Below are 24,258 nucleotides of genomic sequence, written 5' to 3'. Positions count from 1 at the left end.
CCGGAAGGCGACACCAGCTAAGCGTAAAGACGTGTCCCCGATCCACCGGAATAACCGTCCCCGATCAGATGGAACGCCTGTCCCCGATCGACTGGAACAGGTGACCCACTTGACTGGAATACGCATCGCTGATCTTGCATACCTCTCGCAGGTTTGGATCCCTGCTCGCATTGAAACTCGTCCCGCACAGGATGTGCTTCCGGATAGTGCGCTGTCGACGAGCGAGGCGAAGCTGCCCAAGAGCCCGGTTGCGCTCTCGAAGATGCCCGTGGTGATGCGTGAAGACGAGGCCGGCGAGATGCATCTCAACCGGGCGGTCACCCACCGGAGCTGGATCCACCATGGGGAGTCGGGAGCGCAGAAAGCGCGCGACGCCGCCTACGCCCAGCGCTTCCATCCCCTGCGCCCCATTTACGTGCTCTCAATCGACGCCGAAGCCCTCGATACGCCCACCCATGTTGAGGTGATCAAAGACTACTACCAGATCATCCAGCCGGTTGCCGAGGGGTTGCCCGATCATTGCTGGCGCGAGGTGATCGCCTGGATCGCCAATCATCCCCGTAAGCGTCGCGCGTTTGCCGAGGTCGTGTTCAACCGCCCGGCTGAGCATCTCACAGCGAAGCAGATCCGGGCGCTGCTCTCAGATGCGGTGAGCGAGGACTCCGTGCAGCGCAGGCTCAAAGAGTGCATGCCGCAGAAGCCGAGCGCTAAGTCCCAAGGCGAGCCTCCTGAGTCCGAGTCCGAGTCCGAGCCCGATAAGCTGGACGCCGATACGGCCCTCGAGAGCGACGACAGCCTGAGCGACTGCTCGAGTGACGCGCCCGACGCGGCTGACGCGGCTGACGCAAAAGACGCCGAAGACGCGCCGGCCTGGGATACCGGTCAAGCGCGGCAACTGGCGCTGCGCCCTGACGAATCGGACGTCAATGATGAGCGCTAACGCCCTTGCCAAGCCCTGCTCGGTCATTCGCAGCGCCTGGCAAAATAAGATCTCATTCGATCTGCACGCCGATCCGAGCCGGCTCGATGAGGCCATTGCGATCACCATGGCCCCTCCCTGGGAGGGGGCGATGGATGTGATCGAGGCACTCGCCGAGGAGCTCGGAATCACGCTGCATTGCGATCTGCAAGCCTCGGCACTCCCATCCGACAAGCCATCAAAGTTCAGGCGGGAGTACCCGCTGTTCGCGGCACTGTATCACTCATTAGCGCGGGCAAAGCGGGCGCCCAGTGAGGCGGCCGGTGAGCGGACACGGCGCCAGATTCTCATCGGGCTTTTTGGTCGCTTCGATGGCACGGAGGTCAAGATTTACTACGCTCAGTTTCTTGAGATCCGCCGCGGCCTGGAGCGTTTGGGCCCGGAGATGCCCCCTCCGCATGCGGACTGGCGATCGAGCGGCTGGGCAGTACATAACGCGGTCAAAGCGCAATGCGATGCTGTCGAGACCGTGCCCGCTGAGGTCAAAGAGTGGCTCGATAATTTCGCCAAGCTCCTTCACGGCGAGCGCAAAGTCGGCGAGCGGCTTCGTAAGGGCGGCGGCCGCCACACCGGTTCCCGCGCTGCCACTGAACGCCTCGGTGAGCAGGACCTCCACGATCCGGAGTTCGCCCGGCGAATCCGTAGTCAAGCGGGCAAGGGGCGCGGCAGGGGCCCCCGGCCCGATCATGCTGACTTGACCCCCGCCGCGCCCGGCACGAAAACGCTGAGCGTGAGGACGGGCGGAATCAGCGCCGAGGCAACGGCGGCGACGAGCGACTCCGAGCCGATGCCCACCATCGAGTACACCGAGCAGAGCACGATCGGGCCGAAAGACGGGAAGCGCATCGCCAGAATCATCGACGCCCAGGCGTCAGATAACGCGACGCTGAGTGCGGCTGACAACTCACTGCTGGCACTCTGGCGCGTATGCGAGGCCCTTGAGGTGCTTGCCGACGAGCCATTGGATTTTCTATACGCGTGGCTCGCACTCACCACCACCATCGACCCTGAGCGGTTGATGCGGCTGACGAAATCGACGGCGACGCCTGCGGACAAGGCGCCGCATTTTGATGGCGAGCACCTCGCCTATCGGCTTAAAAACGGCCCGAGCGCGCTCGACAATGATGACAGCAATCGGATGGTTGAGATCGCCCTGCCCACGCGCATCGCCCATCACCTGCGAACGTGGGGGGAGGAGAAACCCTTTGCCGGCCGGCGCGCCCATGTCGATAACCGACTCGCCCATCGCCTGGGCAACACCCCCGGGCGGACCCCCACTCTGACTCGTCTGCGAAAGACCGGTGCCTACCACCTCGAGCGTTTGACCGGGCGGCGCACCCAGGCGCAAATCCTCTCCGGCGGCTTTAACTACGGCCAGGTCGTACCGGCCACCTACCGCCGCGTGCCGGCCGGCAAGCTGCAGGGCATTTTTGCCGAACACACCGAGGCGCTCGCCGCCGCGCTCCTCGACCGATCCCCGCCCGGCAATGGCCTTCGCCCCTGGCTCGACGAGCTCAATGTGCGCCGTGACATCACCCGCCAGCCCACCGGATCCGCGCGGGCGCTCGAGCCCGAGGCATACCGGCCGGTCTTCGACGCCCTGCGCTCGGCGCAGTTAGCCGCACAAAAGGCGATCATCCGCGCGCCAAAGCACTCCACCGAAGCGCTGGAGGCGCAGACGGAATACCTGCGCGTGCTCACCGCGCAGACCTATCTCGCTTTTCAGCTTGGCACCGGCGCACGCCCCATCGCACAGCGAGCCACCGCCGGGCGCGTGGGCCGGGGCGTACAAAGCACCCAGCACGCGATGGTTTTCATCCGCGACAAAGACAGCCACGCCTTCGGCGAGGCGCGCCTCCTGCCGCTTGCCAATGATCTTAGCAAGGCACTGGATCACCAAGACGCGGCGCTTCAGCACTGCAAGGAGCAGCTCCAACACGCCGGCTGGCAGGTGACTGAATCACCCGAGAGAGATCGCCAGGGTCTGCCCGCCTGGATCGAGCTGCCCCGCAACGGTGAGGCCGCGGTTAGGGTATTTACCAACGCCGAGTTCGCACAGGTACTGGCGGCCTATGGCATCGACGACCCGCGCCCGGATTACAACGCCACGCGCCATACCGTGTGCACCGCGCTCGATCAGGTACTCGATGAGGCGCATGTCAATGCGGTGATGGGCCATGCCGGCGTGGGCGGGCGCTATTTCCAACCTGAATCACTCACAAGCCCCGATCTGGGCGCAATAAAACGCGCGCTCGCCGATTTACTGCGCCGAGCGGGCTTTCGGTTGATTTAACCCAGGGAGTCTATGGAATGTCGATTGACCCAGAAGCGCTCTTCACCAAGGTAAAGCACCAATGCCCGGACTGCTTCAACGCCCCGAATGCCGCGGTGACCGAGGCCATTGTCAAAAAAACCGCGGAACGGGTTGATGCAAACGGCCAGCTCACCTGCGCCCAGGCGATAACGCTTGTCAAAGAGACCCGCCGCAGCCTCCCGCCGCATCGATCGATCCGGGCGTTCAAGCTTGTCGTCGATGCGCTGGAGGCGGTCAACTTAACGGGGGATGCCGTGTGTGCCATGCCACGCCGGCTCCACCGGCCGATGCGTGAGAAGACAATCGCGAAGAGTACGACCCGCTTCGCCCAGCAGGCCACTGCCCATGAGATGGACCAATACCTTGACCGCTGGCTGCGGGAGCGGGCCGCCGAAAACGCGATGGACAGCGACCTCGTCGCCGCCCTCGCCTTCGCCATGCGTCTTGTCGTGCGCGCGGGGATGGGCGCGGATCTGGTAAGTGGCGGCCTCGCACGACTCACCCCCGCCCGGGTCACTGCTCACGGCAGCTTGCGACTGCCAATCGATACCGCCAACTTCACTGCCGCTTTCTACTGCTGGCCCCTGCCCAAAGGCTGCTGGGGACTTCTACCCGCCGCCATCCGGAAAGGCACACGGGACGATGTCCTGCTCTTCCCTGATGCCCTCGGCGAGCCCATCGACACATCCCTGCCCGAAGACCCGCTCATCGACGCCGTGGCCGATAAGCAAAAAGCGATCACCGATACCCTGAGTCGCGCCTTTCGGGTCTTTGAAGCGGATTTCCGCCGGGACAATCCCAACCTGCGCGTTGCGCGCCTTCAAAGCTGGACGACGTTCTGCGAGGTCGGGCGGCTCATTCCCCTTGGCCGCGGCATCCCGGCGGCGCTCATCGAATTGGGCAGGCGCTTTCCGCTGCCCGCCTGCACGGACCTCCACGCCCTCAATGAGCGAGGTGCACATCAACCTGCTCGGTTGTCGGAGACGAAGCTGGCGAGCTCGCCCATTCAACCACCAAGCCCGGGAACAGCCGGCCTGACCGCCCCGCCTGGCGGCGAGTGGTTCAACACCGAGGTTCTGCCCAACGACTGGGCGGTTGAGGCACAGCGGATCCTGAAGCGCTTCTGCCAGGATGCCGAAGCGCTGCAGGGGAAAAACGGCTTTGTCACCAAACGCAATCACAGGGCGCTGAAAAATCAGCGCGATAAACGCTGGGAAGAAGTCAATGCGCTATGGCAAGGGCAGAGCCTTGTCCATGTCGCGCTTGGCTGGCTCTACGAGCTCGCCGTCAGTCCGGCCAAGACCTCCACCCTGCGAACCTATATCAGCCGACTATTTGGCGTTGAAACCCTCAAACTCGAGCCCGCGATTGATCTCTCGCTCTGGGATGACGACACAGTGGAGGGAATGACCCAAGCGATCATTGCTTCGCGAACCTGGCAGCGCACCACGGTCGGGCATTTTAAACAGACGTGGGCGGATTTTCTGCGCTATGCCCAACGCAACGGTCACATACCCGATGTGGAGAACCTGCCGAGCGGGGTTGCCCACGTCCACACCGCCAAGCGCGTTGACATTCTCACCGCGTATGACGTGAAGTTTCTGTGGAATCACTGCTGCCATCACGGCGGTGAATGGGGCGAGCAGGCGGCCGCCGCGATTCTCTTAGGCTTCTACGGCGGATTGCGGGCCCATGAGGTGCTAAGCCTCACCCTGGAGGATGTCGCCATCAAAGATGACAGCGTGTGTGTACAGATCGCGCAGGGAAAGACCACAGCGGCGCAGCGCACGATCTGGCTCGAGATCATGGCGCCGCCTAAACTCGTGCGGTGGTTTAAAGCCGTCGTTGAGGCCCGACGCCAGCAATTCACCAATCCGCGCTTCAAGGACAGGCGGTTGAACCAGATCGCACTTTTCGGCCCAAGCGGTAATCCCGATCGGTATACGCGTAAAGCATTGATTGACCCAGTCATCGACTGGATGCGTGAGCACCTCGATGGCAGCGTGGACTTTCACCTGCTGCGCCATAGTTTTGTCTCATGGCTGATGCTCCGTCTCTATGCCGCGCGCAACGAGGGCTTTGCTGAAACGCTGCCCCAGAAGGACGCCACCATGTTCCAACCGGAATCTCTCGAGCGGTTGCGCGCCCTCTTTGGAAGCGAGTCCTGCCGAGGCTCCGGCATTGATGACCATATCCACTTCAAGAATTTCGTCGGACACGAAGATCTGCGCACGTCGATACTCCACTACGTCCACACCCTCGACTGGATCCATGCCGATATCATGCGACGGGCGTACAACGAGGGCTCGAGGCTGAAATAGCCAATGAGGATGCGTGGCCGCCCGGCCCGCCTCAAAACGAAAAAGGGCCGGCAACCGCGGCTGCCAGCCCCTTTGAGATCGTACGCCTTGTGGGTGAGGGCGTTACAAGCGCCCGTCTACCTGCTCGGCGCCGAGCGCAGATTTAATGTCATAGAGGTACCCCCCGGGCTTCAGCCATTGGCGAATGCCGGAGGCGCCTGATCGTAGGAACGGGTCGTGGGCGACGGCCAGGATGGCGGCATCATAGCGAGCGGTATTGCGAGCATCGCTGGCGGCTAGTCGCGCGAGCGCATCGCCTGAGACCAAATCCAGCCCGAACTCCTCGCGTGCCTCCTCCACATCCACCACCGGGTCATGGACATCAACGCGCGCGCCGTAGTCCTCGAGCTCGCGGAGGATATCGATGACGCGCGTGTTGCGCAGATCCGGGGTGTCCTCCTTGAACGCGAGGCCGAGCACCAGGATCCGCGTCTCGGGAATGCACACACCGCGCTGGATCAGCCCCTTGACCACCTCCTGCGCGACATAGGCCCCCATCGCGTCATTGAGTCGCCGCCCGGCGAGGATCATCTCAGGATGATGCCCTACGGCCTGAGCCTTGTGGGTGAGATAGTACGGATCGACACCGATGCAATGCCCCCCGACCAGACCCGGGCGGAAGGGCAGGAAATTCCACTTGGTGCCGGCCGCCTCGAGCACGGCCTCGGTGTCGAGGCCAAGGCGGTTGAAGAGAATCGCAAGCTCATTGACAAGCGCAATGTTCACATCCCGCTGCGTATTCTCGATGACCTTGGCGGCCTCGGCGACAGCGATACTCGGCGCCCTGTGGGTGCCTGCGCTGATCACCCGAGCATAGAGCGCATCGACAAAGTCGGCGACTTCAGGGGATGAGCCGCTGGTGACCTTGATGATGTCACTCACACCGTGCGCCTTGTCGCCGGGATTAATGCGCTCGGGGCTATAGCCGGCATGAAAATCCTGCCGATAAGCCAGTCCCGAGACCCGCTCGATGACTGGAATGCAATCGTCCTCGGTCGCGCCGGGGTAGACCGTGGATTCGTAGATGACAACGCCCCCGGGCTGGATCACCCCGCCAACGGTCTCACTCGCGCGCAGCAGCGATGTAAGATCCGGCCGGCGGTGCTCATCGATGGGGGTGGGCACAGTGACAACAAAGACATCGCAACCGCGCAGCGCCTCCGGGTCGCTCGTATAGTGCAGGCCGCGCTCGGCGGCGACGGCCAGCTCTTCAGCGCTCAGCGCCTTAGTGCGATCGTAGCCCACATCGAGCTCGCTGATACGGCGCGGGTCAATGTCAAAGCCAGTGACGGCGTAGACTTCTGCAAAGGCTGCTGCCAGTGGCAGGCCAACATAGCCAAGGCCGATGACCGCGATTCGAGGGTTTTGGGAAAGCATCATGCCTCTACTTCATCGTTGCTGGTTGTTGCGACTGCAACTTTAACGAAGGACCACGGTGACCGCCTCACCTCAACCGACTTACACCACTTCCAGGGACGCTACCGAGCTGTTTGGTAGCCCGACCTGCTTGGCTAACTGACTGACACACTCAGAATGCATACCTCTGGGGAGCGGTCACGCCCGATAGGACCGGGGTAGCGGCAACGCAAGAAATTCTCCGATTGACGATGACATTCACCCTATGACATCGTCTATGAGAAGACCTTTTCGGGGACTGATATGCGTTTAGGAAGGTTATTAACGGGGGCACTGGTCTTAGGCCTGTCACTGGGAATTGACTCTGCACTGGCTGCGCCAAGCACAGAGACATTTGAGATAACAGTGCCGTCGACAGGCAAGATCTACACTGTCCGATTTGAAGACACAACACTTGACGACGAACCGGTCAACAAGTTCACTCCGTGGTTCATCAGTGAATCTAGAACGGAGGCAGAGGCGAAGGTCGTCGCGGAACGCGTTGCGAGGGCAAGTAATTACGGGTTTGACTTCGCCTATGCAGGCGGGGCCATGTCCGGAGATGTGAAGTATTTTAACGACCAAGATGCGTCTGGGTCAGTCAGTAGTCCGATAACGGGAGACTACTCTACTGATGTACTAACACTAGCTTGGAACGTGGGAGAAGTTCGCTACGTACCTGAAATTGATGGTGCTGCGATGGGGCAGGCAGCACTCGCGCTTGGCGGCGCATTCTTGCTCATCAGTGGTGTGGGCCGAAGGCAAGGTGATAGCCCGGTGTCCTGATTTGCAGTACAGCAGGTGAGGGCAAGCAGCCAATAAACAAAATCTTTCGGATCTGGATTTCGCCCCGGAATCCAGGCCGTAAAAACACCCTGTAGTCCTTCCTAAACATGCCACTATGCGATCGCTGGCTTGAATATAGAGTGGGCATCCGAGTTACGCTGAACCAGCGGTCGCAGTACGTCGGATAATATCCAGCGCCACACATCACCAGCCAGCGGATGTTGAAGCCGGCGGCGGCCAGAATCGATTTGATGGCGTCGCCCCGGGCGCCCTTGAGGACGTTACAGCGCATGCGGTGGTCGGGCTTCAAGCAGCCAATGCTCGGCCCCACGGGCTGGCGACGCCTGAGCAGTCTTTTCTTCGCCTTAATCACGCGCTCTGCTTTGCCGTGGTGGAGGACACGAGAGTCCCCAAATTCCCAGTCGTGGTAGCCCAGGTCCATCAGCCCGGTTTCGTGGGCTTCCCGGTCAAGCAGACAGGTTAAAAGTAGACACTTCGCCGGTTATCTGCCGCCGAAATTCCGCCGGCGGTATTCGCCCGAGCGAGTCATGGGGTCGCTCCTCGTTGTAGCTGATCATCCATGCAGCGCTCATCTCCCGGACCTGGCTCAGGCTGGTGAACAGGTACCGGTCCAACAGCTCATCGCGAGAGGAGCGGTTGAACCGCTCGATATAGGCATTCTGGTACGGCTTGCCGGGCTCAAAGTAGGCAAGCTCAATGCCTTTGTCTTTGCGCCAGTCGGTGAACACCTGCGCGAGCATCTCAGGGCCGTTGTCGATGCGGATGCGCTGCGACAGCCCTCTAACGGAGCCAATCTGCTTGAGCTCGCGCACAACCCGTGCCGCGGGCAACGATGTGTCGGGGATAACCGCGAGCGCTTCCCGTGTGCCCTCGTCGATGATATTGAGACACCGAAAGCGGCGACCGCTGTACAGCGCATCACTCATGAAGTCGAACGACCAAATGTGGTTCATCTGCGCCGGCACCTCCAACGGCGGCGTGCGCGGTCCGGCAGGCGGTTTTTGGTCCGCCGCTTACGATTGAGCCCCGTGGCCCGCTATACGCTCCAGCCACGCTCGTGGTTCAAACAATGGCCTCGGTTCCGGCGCGTGCTGCCGAGGCACCGCCAGAATCCAGAGTCGGACTCAAATTTGAAGCCATCATTGCCCCACTCCCCGCCAACTCCTGACTTCGACGCCATCCCGAACAAACACCTCGTCACCGCCATAGACCAGGGTCGACTTCACCTCCTCGCCGCCCGTCACGCGGCGCCATCGATCGATGCCATCGAGCCAGTCGGGTGCAAAGGTGGCGCCAGATTTGATTTCCATCGCGTGCAGCTCGCCTTGACGTTCCCAGACGAGATCGACCTCATGGCCGACATGATCACGCCAGAAATACAGCTCCGCCGGCTCACCGCCATTAAATCGCTCCTTCAGCATTTCCGAGACCACAAGGGTCTCGAACAGCGCGCCGCGCAATGGATGGGTATTCAATGTTTCAGGGTCCCGGATGCCTAACAGCCAAGCAGCCAGTCCGACATCAACAAAATAGAGCTTTGGGCGCTTTACCAGCCGCTTACCGAAATTGCGGAAATACGGTGGCACCCGAACGACAAGGTAGCTAGCCTCCAGGACGCTGAGCCATTCGCGTGCGGTGACGTGCGATATGCCGCAATCCGCGCCAATTGCCGAAAGGTTGACGAGCTGGCCGGTATGCGCGGCGCAAAGCCGGACAAAGCGCCGAAACTGCTCCCGGTTACGCACTTCAAGAAGCTGCGGAACGTCGCGCTCCAGATACGTATTCACATAATTTGGAAACCACAGGCGAGGAGGCACCTCGCGATCATGGATCGGCGGATAGCCGCCTTGCAGCATCGCCATATCCAGCGAACCGGCCACAACGCCGGCCCCGGCAAGCTCGCTGAGCGATAGCGGGAGCAGGTGCACAAGCCCCACACGACCGGCCAGAGACTGCGTGATACCGGCCCGCAGCCCGAACTCCTGCGATCCGGTCAGGACGAAACGTCCCATCGAGCGCTCACTGTCAACAACGCCCTGCAACCAGGAGAACAACTCCGGGGCGCGCTGAACTTCGTCCAGAATCAGCCCGGCTTTGAAACGGGCCAGAAAACCCTTGGGATCGGCCGTGGCGAACTCGCGCTGCTCAGGGTCTTCCAGCGACACATACGCATGGTCGCCAAACAACGCGCGGGCAAGCGTGGTCTTGCCCGACTGGCGTGGCCCAGTGAACGACACGATCGGAAAGCCACGCGCTAACTCGAGCGCCGTCACTTTCGCGTCACGAGGAATCATCATGCTGTGAGATTACAATCTGTAGCTGGTACTTTCAAATTGTAATGCTCTTCGTAACCGCCTCGGCGCAGCGCATGAGGGTAGCGGAGGTCACCAGCAGCAGCCGATCAATACCCGCCCCGTGGACTCTGGCGATCGCGACGATCTGTCGTCCCACCTTTAACTTAGACCATGGCCCCTTTCCGCAGATCGACCAGATCGCCCTCTTTTTCGACTGGGTCCGGTTTAGATGACTTGCCATTGAGCTGACATCGCGGCCACAACTCATCGGGCGCTTATAACGGCCCCCTCGAACGCTATGGGATCTTTCGGGACGCGACAGTTAGCAAGTGGTGAGGAAGCACGGCGCTAGCGAATCACTTCAACAGCCGCGGGCAATAGGATCTCTCCCCAGGCGCGGTCAGCCGTGAGTACCGGGGCGTTTTGTTCAACCGCGAGCGCGAGGCATGCACGATCTGCCAGTGACAGGCCGCTGGCGCGGGTGGTCTGCCACAGATCGGCCGCCATCAAGGCGTGCTGCACGCTGAATGGCTCAATGCGAATGCCAAGCTCGATCAGATCCTCGTCAAGGCCGGCAGTATCGGCGCCAAACTGCTTGGCCTTTTGCATGATTTCACTGAAATTGACGCTTGAGATCAGCGACCCGTCCAGACACCCGCTCACCCGGCCAGCTCCCGGCTCGTCATGAAGAAAAGCCAACAACGCTGAAGCATCAATCACATGCACCAATTCAGTCACGTCGCGCCACTTCCACGGGCAGCCTCTCGCATCGCTTCGGCACGGCGCTCCTCGATCAGCGCATCTGCCAAATTGACTCGCGGATCCACTTGCCGAAAGCGGTTCCGCAAGCGCCGCTCAACCACCTGGCGCGGCTCTAGAATGAGTGCGCCGTCTTTAACCCGAGCCAAGAGCCGCTCACCGGGCTGCAGCCCCAGTTCGCGACGCAACGCAGCCGGCACCACCAGTCGACCTTGCGCGCCGATTTGGATTTCATTGCTTGTTGTGGCCATTCAATCCCCACGTGGCATGCTATTACCTACGTGCCACATTATATGCTAAGTGCCATACTTCGCGCTAGAGCCCAAACTTCGGAGACTCACCCTCATCGTTGTGCCCTATCCGGACCTGCCAGCCGAGTTCGCGGCCTGGCAGCGAGCCCGGCGCCGCTCACCTCACAACCACCCCCGCACCCGATAAAACGCATAGCCCAGCCACTCGTGCACCACGCGGGTGCTGCCGCTCAGGCCGCCGACGCTTGGCAGGTAGCGACGCAGGGTGATGACCGGGTCGCTGGGGACGCTGAAGGCGGTGGCAACGGGGGTGACTTCCAGGCCGGCATAGTGGAACACCGCCTCGGCGCGGCGCATGTGGGTGGCGGAGGTCACCAGCAGCAGCCGATCAATGCCCGCCTCGGCCAGCAGGGGTTTCAGATAGCGGATATGGTCGTGGGTGGTGCGCGAGCGGTTATCGAGCAGCAGCGCCTCACCCGGCACACCCATGTCCCCCAGGAACTGCGCGCCGGCCTCCGCCTCGCTCAGATCATCGGGCCGGTCGGGGTGGCGACCACCGCTTAGAATGATCTTCGGCGCACGCCCGGCTCGATAGAGCCTCGCCCCGTGCCAGTAGCGATCCACCGACCCGCCGGCGGAGGGATACGGCCAGGCGGCATCACGACTGAATGCGCCGCCCAGCACCACAATCGCATCGCCCTCGGGCACTTGCTCAACCGCCAGATAGTCATACTGAGACTCGAGCCCCGCCCGCAGCCGCTCCGAGGTCGCCGGCATCGACCAGACCCATAACCAGGCCACGGCAAACGCCGCGATCGCGATCGCAATCCGTGGCCGCCCGAACAGCCTCAGTCCGACCGCCAGAGCCGCCAGCAGGAAAAAGCCGCCCAGCGGATAGGCGAATAGCGAAAGGGTTTTGATGAGGTCGTACATGAGTCAAGGATTAATGCCGATTCCAGCGCCTTTAGAGCGAAATCGGTTTAAGACGGATTCAGATTAAGCCTGACCAGCATCATTCCCTGCTTGCGTGGGTGAGCGTATTCATCTGAGAGGTCCTCGATCGAATATCCCATCTTCTCTGCAAGCTCAATAAAAAAAGATGGGCTATACTCGAAATCTGTGTCGGAGCGCTGAAGAAATTCAGGACCCGGATGAAAAGTAAAGAAGAAACGAGAATCCGCATGCATGACTTTATTGAGGTTCTCAAAACACTCTTCGATATGCGCGGCATGGAGGTGGCTGAAAACGCTCTGGGCAAGCAGATAGTCAAAACATTCGCCATCCAAATCTTCAAAGCGTAGATTCTTCCCCTCGTTGACAAATATCGTTGGTTTTTTATTACCTAGACCGAGCTCATCGAGCTTCTCCATCCCGGCCTGAATGACACCTTTAGAGATATCGAAACCCGTGTATTTTTCCTCGTCGAGGTAGTTGATAAACCTCACCCCACCTCTCAAGCTTCCACAGCCTATATCGAGAAGACTGCTTTCTGGCTTAAGACCATTCTGTAATAAAAATTTGAATTGATGCTCTCCCATCTTATCCCATAATCCACCTACCGCCATTTCAGAGTCAATTTTCGCTTTAACATCGGTTTGATATGCATAGGCGGATAAATAGTCTTCGGTATCGAAATTTTTCTTGGCTTTCCGCATTTGATATGATCGCAATAGTCTTTTTAACATCGTCGGCCTTCCTGCCAGCTATTGGTTATCTTCATGGAGCTAAGGATGCTCTCACCCACGCGAACAAGGGACGCAACCGCTCGCGCCATAAAAGTCCCGCTAAGGATGTAATGGAAGACAATTCATCAACCACCGCCGCCAACGCCGCCATTTGGCGATCAGTCAGACCAAGCTCACGAGGACGTGGCGGGATCTCGGCGGGTGGCGCCGGGATAGGCAGCGCCTCGTCTGCCGGCAACAGGCGATTCCAGGCCGCCCACTCGTCCGCATGCGCCGCGACGGCTGCGGTGGCAACAGCCTTTGCGTGCGCCTCAAGTGCGCTGCCCTGGACTTTCTCAGCGGGGTCGATCGCGAGCAGCGCATCGTAGAGGGGCTCGACCAGCGCTGGGCGGCGCTCGGCCATCTGCTTGATAAGGATAAGCTCGGAGAGCGTGAGGGAAGGGTTGACGGTTGCGGGCATGTCCACCGCCGGCGTCGACACACCCAGCCAGTCCTCGAAAAACCGCTTCTCCAGCCCACCCGGCTCGCGGGTATACCCGCGCACCGTCGGGGTAATGCCCAGTTGCTCCGCCTGCTCGCGAAACCCGCGCAATTCCGGCGGGAGACGGTAGCCCTTCTCCACCCAATCGGCAATCTCGCCCGCAGCACCCCGCTTTGCGCGGTGTTTGTAGAGCGAGAGGCACTGGGCGATGGGGTCGCGGAGGATGACGAGGTAATGCGTTGCCGCGAAACCCGCCTTTTCCGCCGCCGCCTCGAAGGCTTCCAGACGCTTCGACTTACTCAGCGCCGGGAGCAGATGCTCACTGGTGAGCAGCACATGATCGCAATCTCTGTCCCGTGCGGCTTGGTGGCAATCTCTAAACCGAGTCTGTTGCTCATCGACCCGGTCACTTTCAATTGCCTGAGCCAGTAAGCGGGCGTTGCCGGCCGATATCTGCCCCCCTGCCATGCAGCGCTCATCATAGAGCCAGCCCTTAGGCATGCATACGCCTGCGGCCACCAGAGACGCGCGGCCCTGTGCCGCGAGCGTTTGCAGATGCGAGCTACCGGTTTTCTCGGTACCAATGTGGACAAACAACTCCACGCCTAACGCACCATCCCCTCAGTCACCGGCCTCACCGATCCCCTGGATGCAATGAACTTGTAGAGGTAATCCGCGGCCTCGCCGAATAGGGGCAGGGGGTCGCGCCAGTGGAAGTCATCGTGGCGGCAGCCGGGAACGGGGCGCAGGGCACCGAGTGCGTGCCGGAATTTCCCCGTCAAAAGGTGCTCGACCAGGGCGATGCCGTCGCCGAGCAGCCAGCGCACATGCACATCCGACTGTGCCTGCATGCCCGTATCGGGCGTCAGCCCGGCGGAAACCTGATACCACAGCCAGGGCAGGTCGATCCCGGCCTCGTAGGGCACCGCAACGGCACCGCTCAGGCGGCCGTTGATATCGATGAGATGAGGGACACCGGCGTCGTCGCAGATCCAGTCGGTGTTGAACATGCCATGCCAGTTGAGTGCCTTCAGCGCCGTGGTGGCGTATTCCACCACCGCCGGCTGCTCGACACTGCGCCGATACGTGGAGGTGCCGAACTTCCCCGCCCCCTTGCAGCGCAGGATTTCGAAGGGGGCCATACCAACCGGCTCGCCATTGCAGAAGACACCATCGAGCTTGAACTTACGCCCACGGAGCTGGCGCTGGATGATTGGCCAGCGGTGCGCAGGAAGATCGAAGGTCTTGACCAATCGGCGGACGCTTTCCTTGAGTGCGGTGGGCGATTCCACGATCTCGACGCCGCGGGCGCCATTACCCATCCGCACCTTGACGAGCGCCGGGTAGTCGAAGGCCGCCGCGGCGGCTTCAACCTCGGCATCATCCCTCACTGTCCAGCTCTCTGGGACAGGGCAACCGGCAGCACCGACGCGCGCGAGATAATCGAGTTTGTCCTCGGCGACGGCCCAGTCCTCGATGGCCGGGAGCGCCACCTGCACCGCCTCTGGCAACCGGTCGCGATGGCGCATGATGAGTTCGATGTCTTCAAAACCCGGCAGCAACACCTGCGCACCGCGCCGGCGCATTGCCTCGCCCAGTGCGTCGATATAGGCAACCGGCGCCGTGTAGAAATCCGGCAGGCGGTTGAAGCTTGCGGCATAGCGCGAGAACCGCGTCATCGCAAAGCGTGAGCTGTCCGCGACATGCACCGTCACCCCGTGGGCCGCCAGCGACCGAACCACCGTGTAGGAAGACCGGCACCAGCCATAGGTGACCATTGCCGGCGGGAGGGCCGGCGTGGTCATCGACTCCCCTGTCGGCCCATTTGCACCACGCCAAGGCCCATCACCGCCCCAATCGCGTAATAGATAAAATCCGACGGCACAAAGGTCGTCCCCAGCAGCGTCCGGCCCAGGAAATGTCCACGAATGGCCTCAAGCCACGGCGGCTGCCATAGCTGGGTGACCTCAAGCGCGGCGGTCACCAGGAACACCCCAATCGCCACTGCCAAGGGCCGTAGTCCTGGGGCGATGAACATCACCACGAGGATCCAGAAGACGACATAGAGAACCCCGCTTAACGATTGATTGACCCATATGGCGAGTGGCCCTTCATAGAGCTTTGTGGCGAAGCCAGCGGGCGTGATGACCGCCAACACCAGTGCATAGGCCATCCGATCTCGCCGCCAGCTCATTTGCGCTTTCGACGCTCACACTCGGCGAGCACCTGCTCGACCATCCAGTCCTGTGGCCGGAATGCCCCCTCATGCCACTGAAGCGAGCGGTCCCAGTAACCGGGGCATGGATCATAGACCTCGGTGACAAACCCGTAACTGATCTCGAGCACCATCGGCTCGCCGGCTTGGTCATGGACAAAATCGAACGCAACACATTGCGAGTCCAGTCGCTCTGCTAGCTCGAACGCCAAGGCCACAATCGGTTCCGGGAACTCCTCACGAGCGTAGCCAAAGTGACCACTGCCGGAGGCCCGGAAGTCGTTCTCGCGTACATAACGCTTGAGCCCGAGGGCGCGGTCGCCGATGACGATAATGCGTATGTCGTGGTCGTTGTTGGGCAGATACTCCTGGAAAAGCACATACCCGCGCTCGGCACCAAGCACTCGGGCAAACGGCGGGGGCTGGAACACTCGCAGCAGGCCTTTCGCCAGCTCCCGGATCGAGGCGCTACCCATTCGATACTTACGCCAGCGCTCCTTGATACTGCCCCAGGCATCGTAGTTCGGATGACCGCGACCAAAGGCTCTGCGAATAAGCCGGCGTGCCTCGGAAGCGCTATGGACAAGCCGCACATTTACCGCGCCTGCCCCACCCTTTAGTTTGAAGACCTGTGGCCAGGTCGCCGTTGCCGCCCAGGTAAGCGCCGTATCCCGGTCAAAGAACGCTTCTGTGCGAGGCGTCGGGATATCCAGCGCCTCGAACAGATACTTCTGAGAGAGCTTGTTATCGAAGTGCCAGGCGGTTTGGAAGTCAGGAAAAACTACCGTGCCCGCCTGCTCCAGCGCCGTAAGCACCGGGCGAGCCATGAGATGATCCCGTCCATCCATCTGCGTGTGATGCCACATGAGCGCACCACAATCCGCCACCGCGGCAACAAGGTCAGAGCGGTAGCAATTCACCCGTCGGTACGGGATGTTATTGCGCTCGCAGTAGTCCACCCAGCGAGGATGGAAGCCGCGGTCACTGTCGTGGATGGCGAGCTTCATCTTCTAAGATCTTAATCAGCATTTCTCGGTGGGCCTCGCAGCGGATAACGTTCAAAAGCAATCTCTTTTTGCTTTCAGACCAGAGCCCATTGAATAGTCCTAACTGACGTAGCGCGCGCAGGAACTTGCTGTTGATTGGCTCAATATGATTAAGATATTGCCAGCGTCGCGCAGCCACCAACTCAACAAACTTCTCGGCAACGACGTCTTCAGCGCCGAGATCAGATGAGGATGCAACCAACCAGTCCATCCACTGCTTCTCCTGCTGTCCAGAAAGAAGCTCGACCTGCCGAATGCCAGGATTGAAGCCTATGCCGATGGGTTGCACGTCACGAACCCCATCGGACGTAACTTCTATCGACGCCAACATCCCCTCTCTGACTGCCTCGTTGTCAGAATCAAAGTGTTCTGAGAAAAGAAAATTACCGAGTGACGAAAAGACTGAAAACTCCCCTTCTTCAATCACCCCACCCGCTACATGGGGATGATGATTCACAACCAAATCCGCCCCGAGCTCACCGAGCAGCAACCAATTGTTCCGTATGCCAGGACTCGGAACTCTGGCGTATTCATGTCCCATGTGCGTAATCACGACGACCGCGGCGCAGTCCCTTTTCAAACGTTTAATCAGTCTTGTGGTATGCAGCCAATCGATGCCATTAACCCCACCCTTACTCCCCCCAGCCAAACCCCATTCGGATTGGCATAGGTTGATAAGGCCGCACCTAACACCACCTGCATCGATCACCTTCGGAAGCTTGGCCGCCGTTTCCATGAGCCCCGCACCAACGCGCACGATTCCCTGTTGGTCCATTTCACCTAGGGTTTCTACTAGCCCAGGTCGACCGAAGTCCATGAGGTGGTTATTGGCCAGTGTCGCCACATTGAATCCCATGTTTTTCACTGCGCTCACCGCATCAACGGGCATGCCAAGATTTGGGCCGGTCTTCAAAACTGGTTTGGCGGAACCAGCCACCGCGCCCTCGAAGTTGATCACTGAATAATCGTGCTCCTTGATGAAACTGCGTAAGCGCGTAGCAACGAAATCTTCTGAAGCATTCTCCCTCAGAGCATCGGCGGTCATGTAGAAGTCACCAGCCACGAGAAGTTTCATTAGCCACCCCGGTCAGCGGTGATTACGTTTATTAGCTCCGGAGTTGACATAAACTCTACCTCTGGCCATCGCGCCTGCACGCGGCTAATCAGTGTTTTCAGCGAATATAAGCCTCTCCCTCTGTTGTCTGGATCAACGCCTCCCATGTAGTTGACACGATGACTGCAGATGATGGCTGGTTTTTTTCTGGTAAAGGCTTTCTCAATATCCCTAAGGGCGTTGTCGACGACGTCACTCCGCGGATTCAGGCTAGGTTCAAATCGTACATTGCGAACGAGGCTCAAGGGTTGATGATGGCCAAATTCACCAGTGCGCCGGATCCTTGTCATCTCAGGTGGATAAACCGGTCCCACGGATAAATGCAGCCCTTGCATCCCTAAGACTCCGCAATCAGTGAGTGTTGCAAGCAATCGGCTTGGGAGAACGTAGCATGGCGCGATGAATGAGGTAGAACTAAAGCCGAATATTCTTCGGAAAATTTCTAAGCCAGACCGTAGGGTGTCGATATGCTGAACGACTTCGTCTGCTGAGTCCGCATCGAACGCAGCACCAATGCTGGCAGTAAGACTTGGGGCACTTTGACGACTTAACCCGTAGACATTTACTTCAGCAGCAGCCCGCACTTCACTATTAGGCATTTGCAATGCGGATAACCATCGAGGCAGATTAATGTGCTCTCGACCGTGAGATTGAGGGCACCAGATATCTGAATCTACTAATTGCTTAATCTTATTTTTTGGATCTAAGGACCGTTGATAGCGCTTTATTGAGTCAGTGAACGGTTCGAAATGATACTCCCAGAATTGAGCCTCTCTCATCCGATCGAAATTTGGATTGGCGACGTTATAGTTTGCTGTGAACGTTAAAGGCTGACCGCGGCTGTCAACGAATGAGGTAAGTTCGCTACCGAGCGCATCGAGATCTCGATCACCCTCGAGGCAGTCGAATTGCAAATAGGGGCATGCGGCAACCTCAATGCCTATACGAGCAAGCTCCTTTGGTGCATTCGGATGCGGTATGCGCGCGCTGCCCCAGTCGTCGCTCTCAATAACTAGGATTTTTCGCTGAGTGTGCCATCCAAATTGGTTTGAGGTTAGCCGGCCCCAGGCTCTTACAAGGCTGTTGCGACCCAGGCGCTTCACGCCGGCAACTCCAACTTCAGCCCCCGGCCCACCGGCAACTGCCACACCAGCTTGCACCAATCGTGGTTGCCCTCAATGAGCCCAGGTTCGTGGGGGGTGACGGCGATGTCCCAGCCGATGGAGCGGTTCTGGGGTTGGTGCTGGGCGGCGGCCAGGGCCAGGTCGATGCATTCACGCCAATACGGCACTTGAAAGCCGTCGATGGGTTCGCCGGTGATCGGGTGCGTGGATTGCGGCGGTTGAGTGATGTCGGAGTAGACGCCCGGGCCGTTCACCACGCCTGTGGTCTCGTTGATGGGGGCGGCCAGGTTACCGGCGGCCAGGTTATCTACCCGGGAATCCACTGAGATTCGCAGTCGGCAGCCGAGCAGATAGGGGGCGCCGTTGTCATCGAGTGCGGTGATGATGCGCACCGTGTTCACGCCCGAGGGTGAGAGGCGGTTGAGGTCGGGGTGCTGGTCAATGGGGGTCTCCAGTAGATCATGGCCCTGGTCACGCATGGCATCAAGCAGGCGCGTGGCATCCCAACCTTTGGTGTCGATGAACGCGACCGTGGCGCCGCATTTGCCGTTGGCAGCTTTCAGCACAAGGCGGTCGTGATCCTGCAGGAGTTGCTCGAGTACGGCGGGATCGGCCGCAAGATCGGCGCGGTCGTAGACCGTATGGCGGAAGAACGCCCGATAGGCCTGATAGCACTGACGCTTGTCATCCAGCACGGCGCGGGCGCCGGACGGGTTGAGGCGCCGCTGGGCCTCGTACATCGTCCCCGTGCCAGCCCAGGTCGCCTTTTCGCGATCATCCAGGCCGGCAAAGCCAAACTGGTACCACTCGAGTGGTGAGATGTTGTAGCGCAATGAATCTCGGACCACCGCCCACCCTTGTCGCGGGATAGACTGCTTTTGGGTGTCACGGGTATGTCGCATAAACCGGCGCAGCAGGGGCCAGTTCATGTGGCGGAGGTAGTAGGCGAGGTAGAGCAGGCGTTTCACGGTTGTTAGCCCCAGCCAAATTGAGCATTTTCGAAAACCAAGCAGTTTCCTGCACATGCATCCTCTGATTCCCGCTCCGCGCCTGCTTTAAGAAGAACAGCGCTGTCCATACCACTATTCATTAAAAATAGAACGTTTGAGCTTGCCGAAAGGCCCTCTTGCCAAATACTTAGAATACATATTTATTAACAAAGACAGAGGGAATTTTTTTAAAGAGCGGCTATTATGATGGAACTTCAATCTAAGCTGCTCCGGGTGGACGCCTAGCGCGACATAAAGATCTCTGATTAATTTTTCGCTCTCAAAATCGACCACTAATACCTCATCGAAATGCCCCTCATAAAAACTTAAAAGATCTTTGAAGCTTTGTTTTGAAAATATGCAGAACCCATCCGCTTGAGCAACAGCTCTGAATTCTTTATCCCCTAGCATTCGACGATAGCTCGCCTCCCACTCTTGAAAACGCCTGTTAACAAAAAGAATCGTGATCTTTACATCGACGTTGTCGAACAGACTCTTGAGGGCTGAAACCTCTGACTCAGACTGGATACGCCATAGCGGTTCTGCACTTAATAGCAGCGTATGGCATTGGCTCTGTTCAATCTGAGCACTCAGGTTAGATTTGACCTGTGAGGAACTCTCTGAATGTGATTTTGCCGCCGCTGCTACTTCTGCTGCATTAATACCATTATTCAAGGGATGATAGACACAAAAACCTTGGGCGCGCAACTCATTAATATTTGCATTGAGGGAAAACTGAAAAGATGTTGAGGCTGTTTTGTGTGGTCCGATATGTAAAACTACATGCCTAACCATAGATCTTTCTCAAAAAGCCAGGCAAGAGCCTTACGAAATAATCGGTTTATCTTGCAAGAATGAGTTGCAACAGCGTATGGGCCGTGATGAACCGCACATCCGACCAGCGCTTCACGATGCCCTGTAGAAGTTCCGCAAGTCCCGCTAGCCCCCGCTCGCGGTTTTTGGAGTCGATATGGCCGGCGTAGTTCACCCGATGCGAGGAAATAATGGCCGGTTTTCGCCAGCGAAACGCGGTGTCGATTTGCGCGAGCGCATGACCAACGGGATCGGACTTGGTGCCGCTGGTGGGCATGTGCCCTTGTAACGCGAATGGCGGACACTTGATCATTTCGTCAAAGAGATTTTTAGGATCTGAATGCCTGAACAAGCGCGCCTCTCGTTTCAAAGTCTTGCGACTGAAATATACCCTCCAGGTCAGACTTCACCACTTTGGGCAATGTGGAAGATTCGCAACGACGAATTTCTTTAATTTTATGAAACTCATGTTTAGTAATTAGTGCAACATGATAGGAATGGGGCATGCGATTAAGAAGCCAAAGTCGCTTACCACGAATCAATCTCCAATGCAGGGGAATGATAGCCCAATGACTATCCCAATTTTCCCCGTGGCCATGCGAGGAATAATCAATTACATGTGAAATCATAGCACCGGGCTTAACCCAGCGGGCCATTGAATTATAAATAGCCTCAAGATCGTCAATATGCTCTAATACAGCCTGTGAAATTAATAAATCGATAGACTTCTCCGAAATAACCTTTTTATCCGTCCAAGGGGCGGCATAACTAATCCATGGATTCTCTGCAGGTAGTTGACTAATAGATCCACGTATCGATGCGATTCGATCGTCATTCAAAGACTCCGTAAGCGCTGATTGAGAGATAACATTTTCTGGGAATGCATACGACTCAAGAAGAGGCCAAACTCTCGGAAACTCTTTTTCATCAGGGATATCGGAGCGCTCTTGGAAAAGCTCAACCAACTCATCGAATATTTTCAAATTAACTTCACGACTAATGTAACTTTTCGCATCTATTGCGGTATAGTGACTGGCGCCGGATAAGAGCGCGGCTAGACCAACACCAATAGATTCCCCCGGCCCGATTTCTCCTACCCGATCTGGCTTTTTCAGAAGCCCCGCTTGATGCGCATGCACCAAATGCCGAAGCCAGACGGTATAGCAATAGCGAGCCGAGTTAGTTCCTCCAGTGCCGCGCGCTCCAAGTGAGGACACTCCTGGAATGAGTGTTGCGGTACCTTTTAGGGTGCTTCTTAAAATTGCCAGATCCATATTAGCTTCACTTTCACTCTATTAGGAGAATCGGTTGCCGCTGTGGCCCGTACATCGTCCCCGTGCCAGCCCAGGTCGCCTTTTCACGATCGCCCAGGCCGGCAAAGCCAAACTGGTACCACTCCTCCACTGTCAGGCTACTTGTCGCCTCGATTTTGTATCCTCTTAAGTTCAGAGGGGCTGAAGGAGACGACGAGTCATGCCTCGATACAGTGACGAGCGCAAAGAGGCTGTGCTGGCGGAGGTAGGAGGCGAGGTAGAGCAGGCGTTTCATGCGCGCGCCTTGCCCTCGCGCATCTCATCCAGCAGCGCTTCGGCCGTGATAAACCGCACATCCGGCCAGCGCTTGACGATGCCTTGCAGCAATTCCGCGAGTGCGACCAGCCCCTGCTCGCGGTTTTTCGGGTCGATGTGCCCGGCGTAGTTCACCCGATGCGAGGAAATGATGGCGGGTTTTCGCCAGCGAAACGCGGTGTCGATCTGAGCGAGCGCATGGCCAACGGGGTCGGACTTGGTGCCGCTAGTTGGCTCGAAGCTCAGCGTGCGCACGATGGTGCCGGCCCGCTTTCGGGTCGGAGGGCGCAGGAAGTTAATGCTGGGCTGACGTCGCCCATTGCCCAGGGGACGGCGGTAGAAAAATGACTTGTCGATGGCCTCAACGCCCAGTTCGTGCACGTAAACATCCAGTGACGGATGCAGTTGTTGCGCCGGCGGGGTGAGAGTGTGTGAGGCAAAGCCATAGACCGCCTCAAACCGCGCCAGCCCATCAGCCAGGATCTCGCGATGCTGTGGCAGCAACGATTTGTCATGCAGTCCAAAGGAGTGCGTGAAGCCCACGCCCGGCATCTCGGGGATGGGCTTTAACCCCGCCATGCTCTCGACTTCGATGTTGGCGAGAAGATCATCATCACCCCGGGCGAGTTTCGCCTGGATCAACGGCACACTGACGTGCTCACGGCCGTGGAACTGCGGGTGGATGAGCCCTTCCGCCATCCCCTCTCGCCAGAGCGACCACGCGCCCTCGTAAGCTGCGGGTTGCTCGGCGGACAGGCGGTCAAAAGTATCTGGCAGGGCCTCGGGCGCATAGCGGCCCTCAGTACGCAGGGCTTTGAAGTCCGGATTTGCGGACAGGGCATAGGCCGTGAACACTGCTGGGTTCCCCTCAGCGTCTCGGACCGAGCGAAGGACATCGAACAGCGCCTCAAGATCAGCCCGAGTCTCGAGCGCATCGAAGGTATCCATCTGGCCGCCGAAGCCTCGGATGCGTTTTTGCAGCGTGTCTCGGAGTTGGCGACTGGCGAGGCGGATGGTGCCGTAGTCGTCAACATTAATGACAACGAGCTTTGCCTCCGTGCGCCGACCGAGAAGATGCTTAAAGTTAGCACGTCCCATACTTACTTCACGGCATCTCCGTTGCTCAAAAACCATTCATAAGTGCCCACCAGCCCTTGTGGGAAGAAAACGGAGGGTGACCACCCGAGACTTTCCATCCGCCTGTTGTCGAGCAGCTTTCGTGGGGTGCCATCGGGTTTGCTGTTGTCAAAGATAAGCTCACCTTCAAAGCCGACCACTTCGGCGATCTGCTCGGCCAGCTCCCGGATGGTGACATCCTGACCCGTACCAACATTGATGTGCGAGCACATGGGTTCGGTAACCGCCGCATAGTCGGCACACGATGTCTCCATCACTTGTACACAGGCACGCGCCAAATCATCGACATGCAGGAATTCGCGGCGCACTTCTCCTGTGCCCCACACAACCACTCGCGGATCGCCGTTGATCTTGGCCTCGTGGAAGCGCCGAATCAGTCCCGGGATGACATGACTGTCCGTGGGATGGAAGTTATCTCCGGGGCCGTAGAGGTTTGTGGGCATGACGCTGCGGTAGTCCCGACCGTACTGGCGGTTATAGCTCTCGCAGAGCTTAATGCCAGCGATTTTAGCAATGGCATAGGGTTCATTGGTGGGCTCCAAGAGCCCTGTCAGCAAGGCCTCCTCGCGCATCGGTTGAGGGGCGTGCTTGGGATAGATGCAAGAGGAACCGAGGGAGAGCAGTTGCTGGACACCAGCGGTATGCGCTGCGTGGATAAGGTTAGTCTCCGTCGCCAGATTTTCGTAGATGAACTCTGCCGGGTAAGCATTATTCGCGTGGATACCGCCAACTCGAGCCGCCGCGATGTAGATAACGTCTGGGCTTTGCCGGCTGACAAAATCTGATACTGCGGGCTGGTCCAGCAAGTCCAATTCCGCTCGACTCGCGGTGATTAGTTCAATGCCAGGGTTATCCTGCAAGGCACGCACCAGCGCTGAGCCAACCATGCCACGGTGACCAGCGACGTAGATTCTCTTTAAAGTCATA

Annotated in this window: 24 protein-coding genes; 3 read left to right on the top strand and 21 right to left on the bottom strand. The window is 58.8% G+C overall.

Annotated elements, in window-relative coordinates:
- The 3 genes from V6X63_RS10075 to V6X63_RS10065 form a co-directional block, all read left to right on the top strand.
- Positions 1-940 (top strand): hypothetical protein (locus V6X63_RS10075; protein ID WP_367978821.1); only part of this gene is annotated, 940 nt, incomplete at its 5' end.
- The gene (locus tag V6X63_RS10070; protein ID WP_367978820.1) at positions 927-3,272 is read left to right on the top strand and encodes a hypothetical protein; all 2,346 of its coding nucleotides are present in this window, start codon (positions 927-929) and stop codon (positions 3,270-3,272) included. The genes V6X63_RS10075 and V6X63_RS10070, both read left to right, overlap by 14 nt.
- Before the next feature lie 17 nt (positions 3,273-3,289).
- Complete coding sequence (locus V6X63_RS10065) at positions 3,290-5,614, top strand: tyrosine-type recombinase/integrase (RefSeq protein WP_367978819.1); 2,325 nt, start codon at positions 3,290-3,292, stop codon at positions 5,612-5,614.
- Between the two features lie 102 nt (positions 5,615-5,716).
- Here the strand turns inward: V6X63_RS10065 and V6X63_RS10060 are convergent, their stop codons facing one another.
- The 21 genes from V6X63_RS10060 to fcl form a co-directional block, all read right to left on the bottom strand.
- Positions 5,717-7,033 (bottom strand): nucleotide sugar dehydrogenase, encoded by a 1,317-nt coding sequence (locus V6X63_RS10060; protein WP_367978818.1) that lies wholly within the window; start codon positions 7,031-7,033, stop codon positions 5,717-5,719.
- A gap of 757 nt (positions 7,034-7,790) precedes the next feature.
- Entirely contained in the window at positions 7,791-8,276 is a 486-nt protein-coding gene (locus V6X63_RS10055; protein WP_367978817.1) for a hypothetical protein, read from the bottom strand.
- A gap of 25 nt (positions 8,277-8,301) precedes the next feature.
- On the bottom strand, positions 8,302-8,808 hold the full coding sequence (locus V6X63_RS10050) for an integrase core domain-containing protein (RefSeq protein WP_367978824.1): 507 nt from the start codon (positions 8,806-8,808) through the stop codon (positions 8,302-8,304).
- A 186-nt stretch (positions 8,809-8,994) separates the two neighbouring features.
- Positions 8,995-10,149 carry an ATP-binding protein gene (locus V6X63_RS10045; protein WP_408022310.1) on the bottom strand — a complete coding sequence of 385 codons (1,155 nt, stop codon included), beginning with the start codon at positions 10,147-10,149 and terminating at the stop codon, positions 8,995-8,997.
- 348 nt (positions 10,150-10,497) lie between these two features.
- The gene (locus V6X63_RS10040; protein ID WP_367978823.1) at positions 10,498-10,878 is read right to left on the bottom strand and encodes a type II toxin-antitoxin system VapC family toxin; all 381 of its coding nucleotides are present in this window, start codon (positions 10,876-10,878) and stop codon (positions 10,498-10,500) included.
- Positions 10,879-10,883: 5 nt separating this feature from the next.
- The gene (locus V6X63_RS10035) at positions 10,884-11,159 is read right to left on the bottom strand and encodes an AbrB/MazE/SpoVT family DNA-binding domain-containing protein (protein ID WP_367978815.1); all 276 of its coding nucleotides are present in this window, start codon (positions 11,157-11,159) and stop codon (positions 10,884-10,886) included.
- 162 nt (positions 11,160-11,321) lie between these two features.
- On the bottom strand, positions 11,322-12,092 hold the full coding sequence (locus V6X63_RS10030; RefSeq protein WP_367978814.1) for a YdcF family protein: 771 nt from the start codon (positions 12,090-12,092) through the stop codon (positions 11,322-11,324).
- A gap of 47 nt (positions 12,093-12,139) precedes the next feature.
- Positions 12,140-12,814: a class I SAM-dependent methyltransferase gene (locus tag V6X63_RS10025; RefSeq protein ID WP_367978813.1), complete on the bottom strand. Its 675-nt coding sequence runs from the start codon at positions 12,812-12,814 to the stop codon at positions 12,140-12,142.
- Positions 12,815-12,875: 61 nt separating this feature from the next.
- On the bottom strand, positions 12,876-13,928 hold the full coding sequence (locus V6X63_RS10020) for a hypothetical protein (RefSeq protein WP_367978812.1): 1,053 nt from the start codon (positions 13,926-13,928) through the stop codon (positions 12,876-12,878).
- A gap of 2 nt (positions 13,929-13,930) precedes the next feature.
- Positions 13,931-15,130 carry a carboxylate--amine ligase gene (locus V6X63_RS10015; protein ID WP_367978811.1) on the bottom strand — a complete coding sequence of 400 codons (1,200 nt, stop codon included), beginning with the start codon at positions 15,128-15,130 and terminating at the stop codon, positions 13,931-13,933.
- A complete protein-coding gene (locus V6X63_RS10010) occupies positions 15,127-15,498 on the bottom strand; it encodes a ribosomal maturation YjgA family protein (protein ID WP_367978810.1) in 372 nt (123 codons plus the stop codon). The genes V6X63_RS10015 and V6X63_RS10010 overlap by 4 nt, the downstream gene beginning before the upstream one ends.
- A 17-nt stretch (positions 15,499-15,515) precedes the next feature.
- Entirely contained in the window at positions 15,516-16,547 is a 1,032-nt protein-coding gene (locus V6X63_RS10005) for an ATP-grasp domain-containing protein (protein WP_367978809.1), read from the bottom strand.
- Positions 16,522-17,661 (bottom strand): CapA family protein, encoded by a 1,140-nt coding sequence (locus V6X63_RS10000; protein ID WP_367978808.1) that lies wholly within the window; start codon positions 17,659-17,661, stop codon positions 16,522-16,524. Before V6X63_RS10000 ends, V6X63_RS10005 begins: the two co-directional genes overlap by 26 nt.
- On the bottom strand, positions 17,661-18,803 hold the full coding sequence (locus V6X63_RS09995; protein ID WP_367978807.1) for a hypothetical protein: 1,143 nt from the start codon (positions 18,801-18,803) through the stop codon (positions 17,661-17,663). The genes V6X63_RS10000 and V6X63_RS09995 overlap by 1 nt, the downstream gene beginning before the upstream one ends.
- Positions 18,800-19,792 (bottom strand): sugar-transfer associated ATP-grasp domain-containing protein, encoded by a 993-nt coding sequence (locus V6X63_RS09990; protein ID WP_367978806.1) that lies wholly within the window; start codon positions 19,790-19,792, stop codon positions 18,800-18,802. The genes V6X63_RS09995 and V6X63_RS09990 overlap by 4 nt, the downstream gene beginning before the upstream one ends.
- Positions 19,793-19,906: 114 nt before the next feature.
- A complete protein-coding gene (locus tag V6X63_RS09985; RefSeq protein WP_367978805.1) occupies positions 19,907-20,608 on the bottom strand; it encodes a hypothetical protein in 702 nt (233 codons plus the stop codon).
- A 46-nt stretch (positions 20,609-20,654) separates the two neighbouring features.
- Positions 20,655-20,939, bottom strand: coding sequence for a hypothetical protein (locus tag V6X63_RS09980; RefSeq protein ID WP_367978804.1), 285 nt, complete (start codon positions 20,937-20,939; stop codon positions 20,655-20,657).
- A gap of 16 nt (positions 20,940-20,955) precedes the next feature.
- On the bottom strand, positions 20,956-21,900 hold the full coding sequence (locus V6X63_RS09975; RefSeq protein ID WP_367978803.1) for a methyltransferase domain-containing protein: 945 nt from the start codon (positions 21,898-21,900) through the stop codon (positions 20,956-20,958).
- Positions 21,901-21,913: 13 nt separating this feature from the next.
- The gene (locus V6X63_RS09970; RefSeq protein WP_367978802.1) at positions 21,914-22,174 is read right to left on the bottom strand and encodes a hypothetical protein; all 261 of its coding nucleotides are present in this window, start codon (positions 22,172-22,174) and stop codon (positions 21,914-21,916) included.
- A complete protein-coding gene (locus V6X63_RS09965) occupies positions 22,171-23,328 on the bottom strand; it encodes a hypothetical protein (RefSeq protein WP_367978801.1) in 1,158 nt (385 codons plus the stop codon). The genes V6X63_RS09970 and V6X63_RS09965 overlap by 4 nt, the downstream gene beginning before the upstream one ends.
- Complete coding sequence (gene fcl / locus V6X63_RS09960; protein WP_367978800.1) at positions 23,295-24,257, bottom strand: GDP-L-fucose synthase; 963 nt, start codon at positions 24,255-24,257, stop codon at positions 23,295-23,297. The genes V6X63_RS09965 and fcl overlap by 34 nt, the downstream gene beginning before the upstream one ends.
- Position 24,258: the final 1 nt, after the last annotated feature.

It is taken from the genome of Spiribacter onubensis (assembly GCF_040838425.1).
Taxonomy (GTDB): Bacteria; Pseudomonadota; Gammaproteobacteria; order Nitrococcales; family Nitrococcaceae; genus Spiribacter; species Spiribacter onubensis.
The sequence above is the reverse complement of the archived record's forward strand: the minus strand, read 5'-3'. Positions and strand labels throughout refer to the sequence as shown.

Coding starts and splice junctions, on each gene's coding strand:
- V6X63_RS10070 (WP_367978820.1), top strand. CDS start 927: ATGATGAGCGCTAACGCCCTTGCCAAGCCCTGCTCGGTCATTCGCAGC.
- V6X63_RS10065 (WP_367978819.1), top strand. CDS start 3,290: ATGTCGATTGACCCAGAAGCGCTCTTCACCAAGGTAAAGCACCAATGC.
- V6X63_RS10060 (WP_367978818.1), bottom strand. CDS start 7,033: ATGATGCTTTCCCAAAACCCTCGAATCGCGGTCATCGGCCTTGGCTAT.
- V6X63_RS10055 (WP_367978817.1), bottom strand. CDS start 8,276: ATGGACCTGGGCTACCACGACTGGGAATTTGGGGACTCTCGTGTCCTC.
- V6X63_RS10050 (WP_367978824.1), bottom strand. CDS start 8,808: ATGAACCACATTTGGTCGTTCGACTTCATGAGTGATGCGCTGTACAGC.
- V6X63_RS10045 (WP_408022310.1), bottom strand. CDS start 10,149: ATGATTCCTCGTGACGCGAAAGTGACGGCGCTCGAGTTAGCGCGTGGC.
- V6X63_RS10035 (WP_367978815.1), bottom strand. CDS start 11,159: ATGGCCACAACAAGCAATGAAATCCAAATCGGCGCGCAAGGTCGACTG.
- V6X63_RS10030 (WP_367978814.1), bottom strand. CDS start 12,092: ATGTACGACCTCATCAAAACCCTTTCGCTATTCGCCTATCCGCTGGGC.
- V6X63_RS10025 (WP_367978813.1), bottom strand. CDS start 12,814: ATGCGGAAAGCCAAGAAAAATTTCGATACCGAAGACTATTTATCCGCC.
- V6X63_RS10015 (WP_367978811.1), bottom strand. CDS start 15,130: ATGACCACGCCGGCCCTCCCGCCGGCAATGGTCACCTATGGCTGGTGC.
- V6X63_RS10010 (WP_367978810.1), bottom strand. CDS start 15,498: ATGGCCTATGCACTGGTGTTGGCGGTCATCACGCCCGCTGGCTTCGCC.
- V6X63_RS10005 (WP_367978809.1), bottom strand. CDS start 16,547: ATGAAGCTCGCCATCCACGACAGTGACCGCGGCTTCCATCCTCGCTGG.
- V6X63_RS10000 (WP_367978808.1), bottom strand. CDS start 17,661: ATGAAACTTCTCGTGGCTGGTGACTTCTACATGACCGCCGATGCTCTG.
- V6X63_RS09985 (WP_367978805.1), bottom strand. CDS start 20,608: ATGGTTAGGCATGTAGTTTTACATATCGGACCACACAAAACAGCCTCA.
- V6X63_RS09980 (WP_367978804.1), bottom strand. CDS start 20,939: ATGATCAAGTGTCCGCCATTCGCGTTACAAGGGCACATGCCCACCAGC.
- V6X63_RS09975 (WP_367978803.1), bottom strand. CDS start 21,900: ATGGATCTGGCAATTTTAAGAAGCACCCTAAAAGGTACCGCAACACTC.
- V6X63_RS09970 (WP_367978802.1), bottom strand. CDS start 22,174: ATGAAACGCCTGCTCTACCTCGCCTCCTACCTCCGCCAGCACAGCCTC.
- V6X63_RS09965 (WP_367978801.1), bottom strand. CDS start 23,328: ATGGTTTTTGAGCAACGGAGATGCCGTGAAGTAAGTATGGGACGTGCT.
- fcl (WP_367978800.1), bottom strand. CDS start 24,257: ATGACTTTAAAGAGAATCTACGTCGCTGGTCACCGTGGCATGGTTGGC.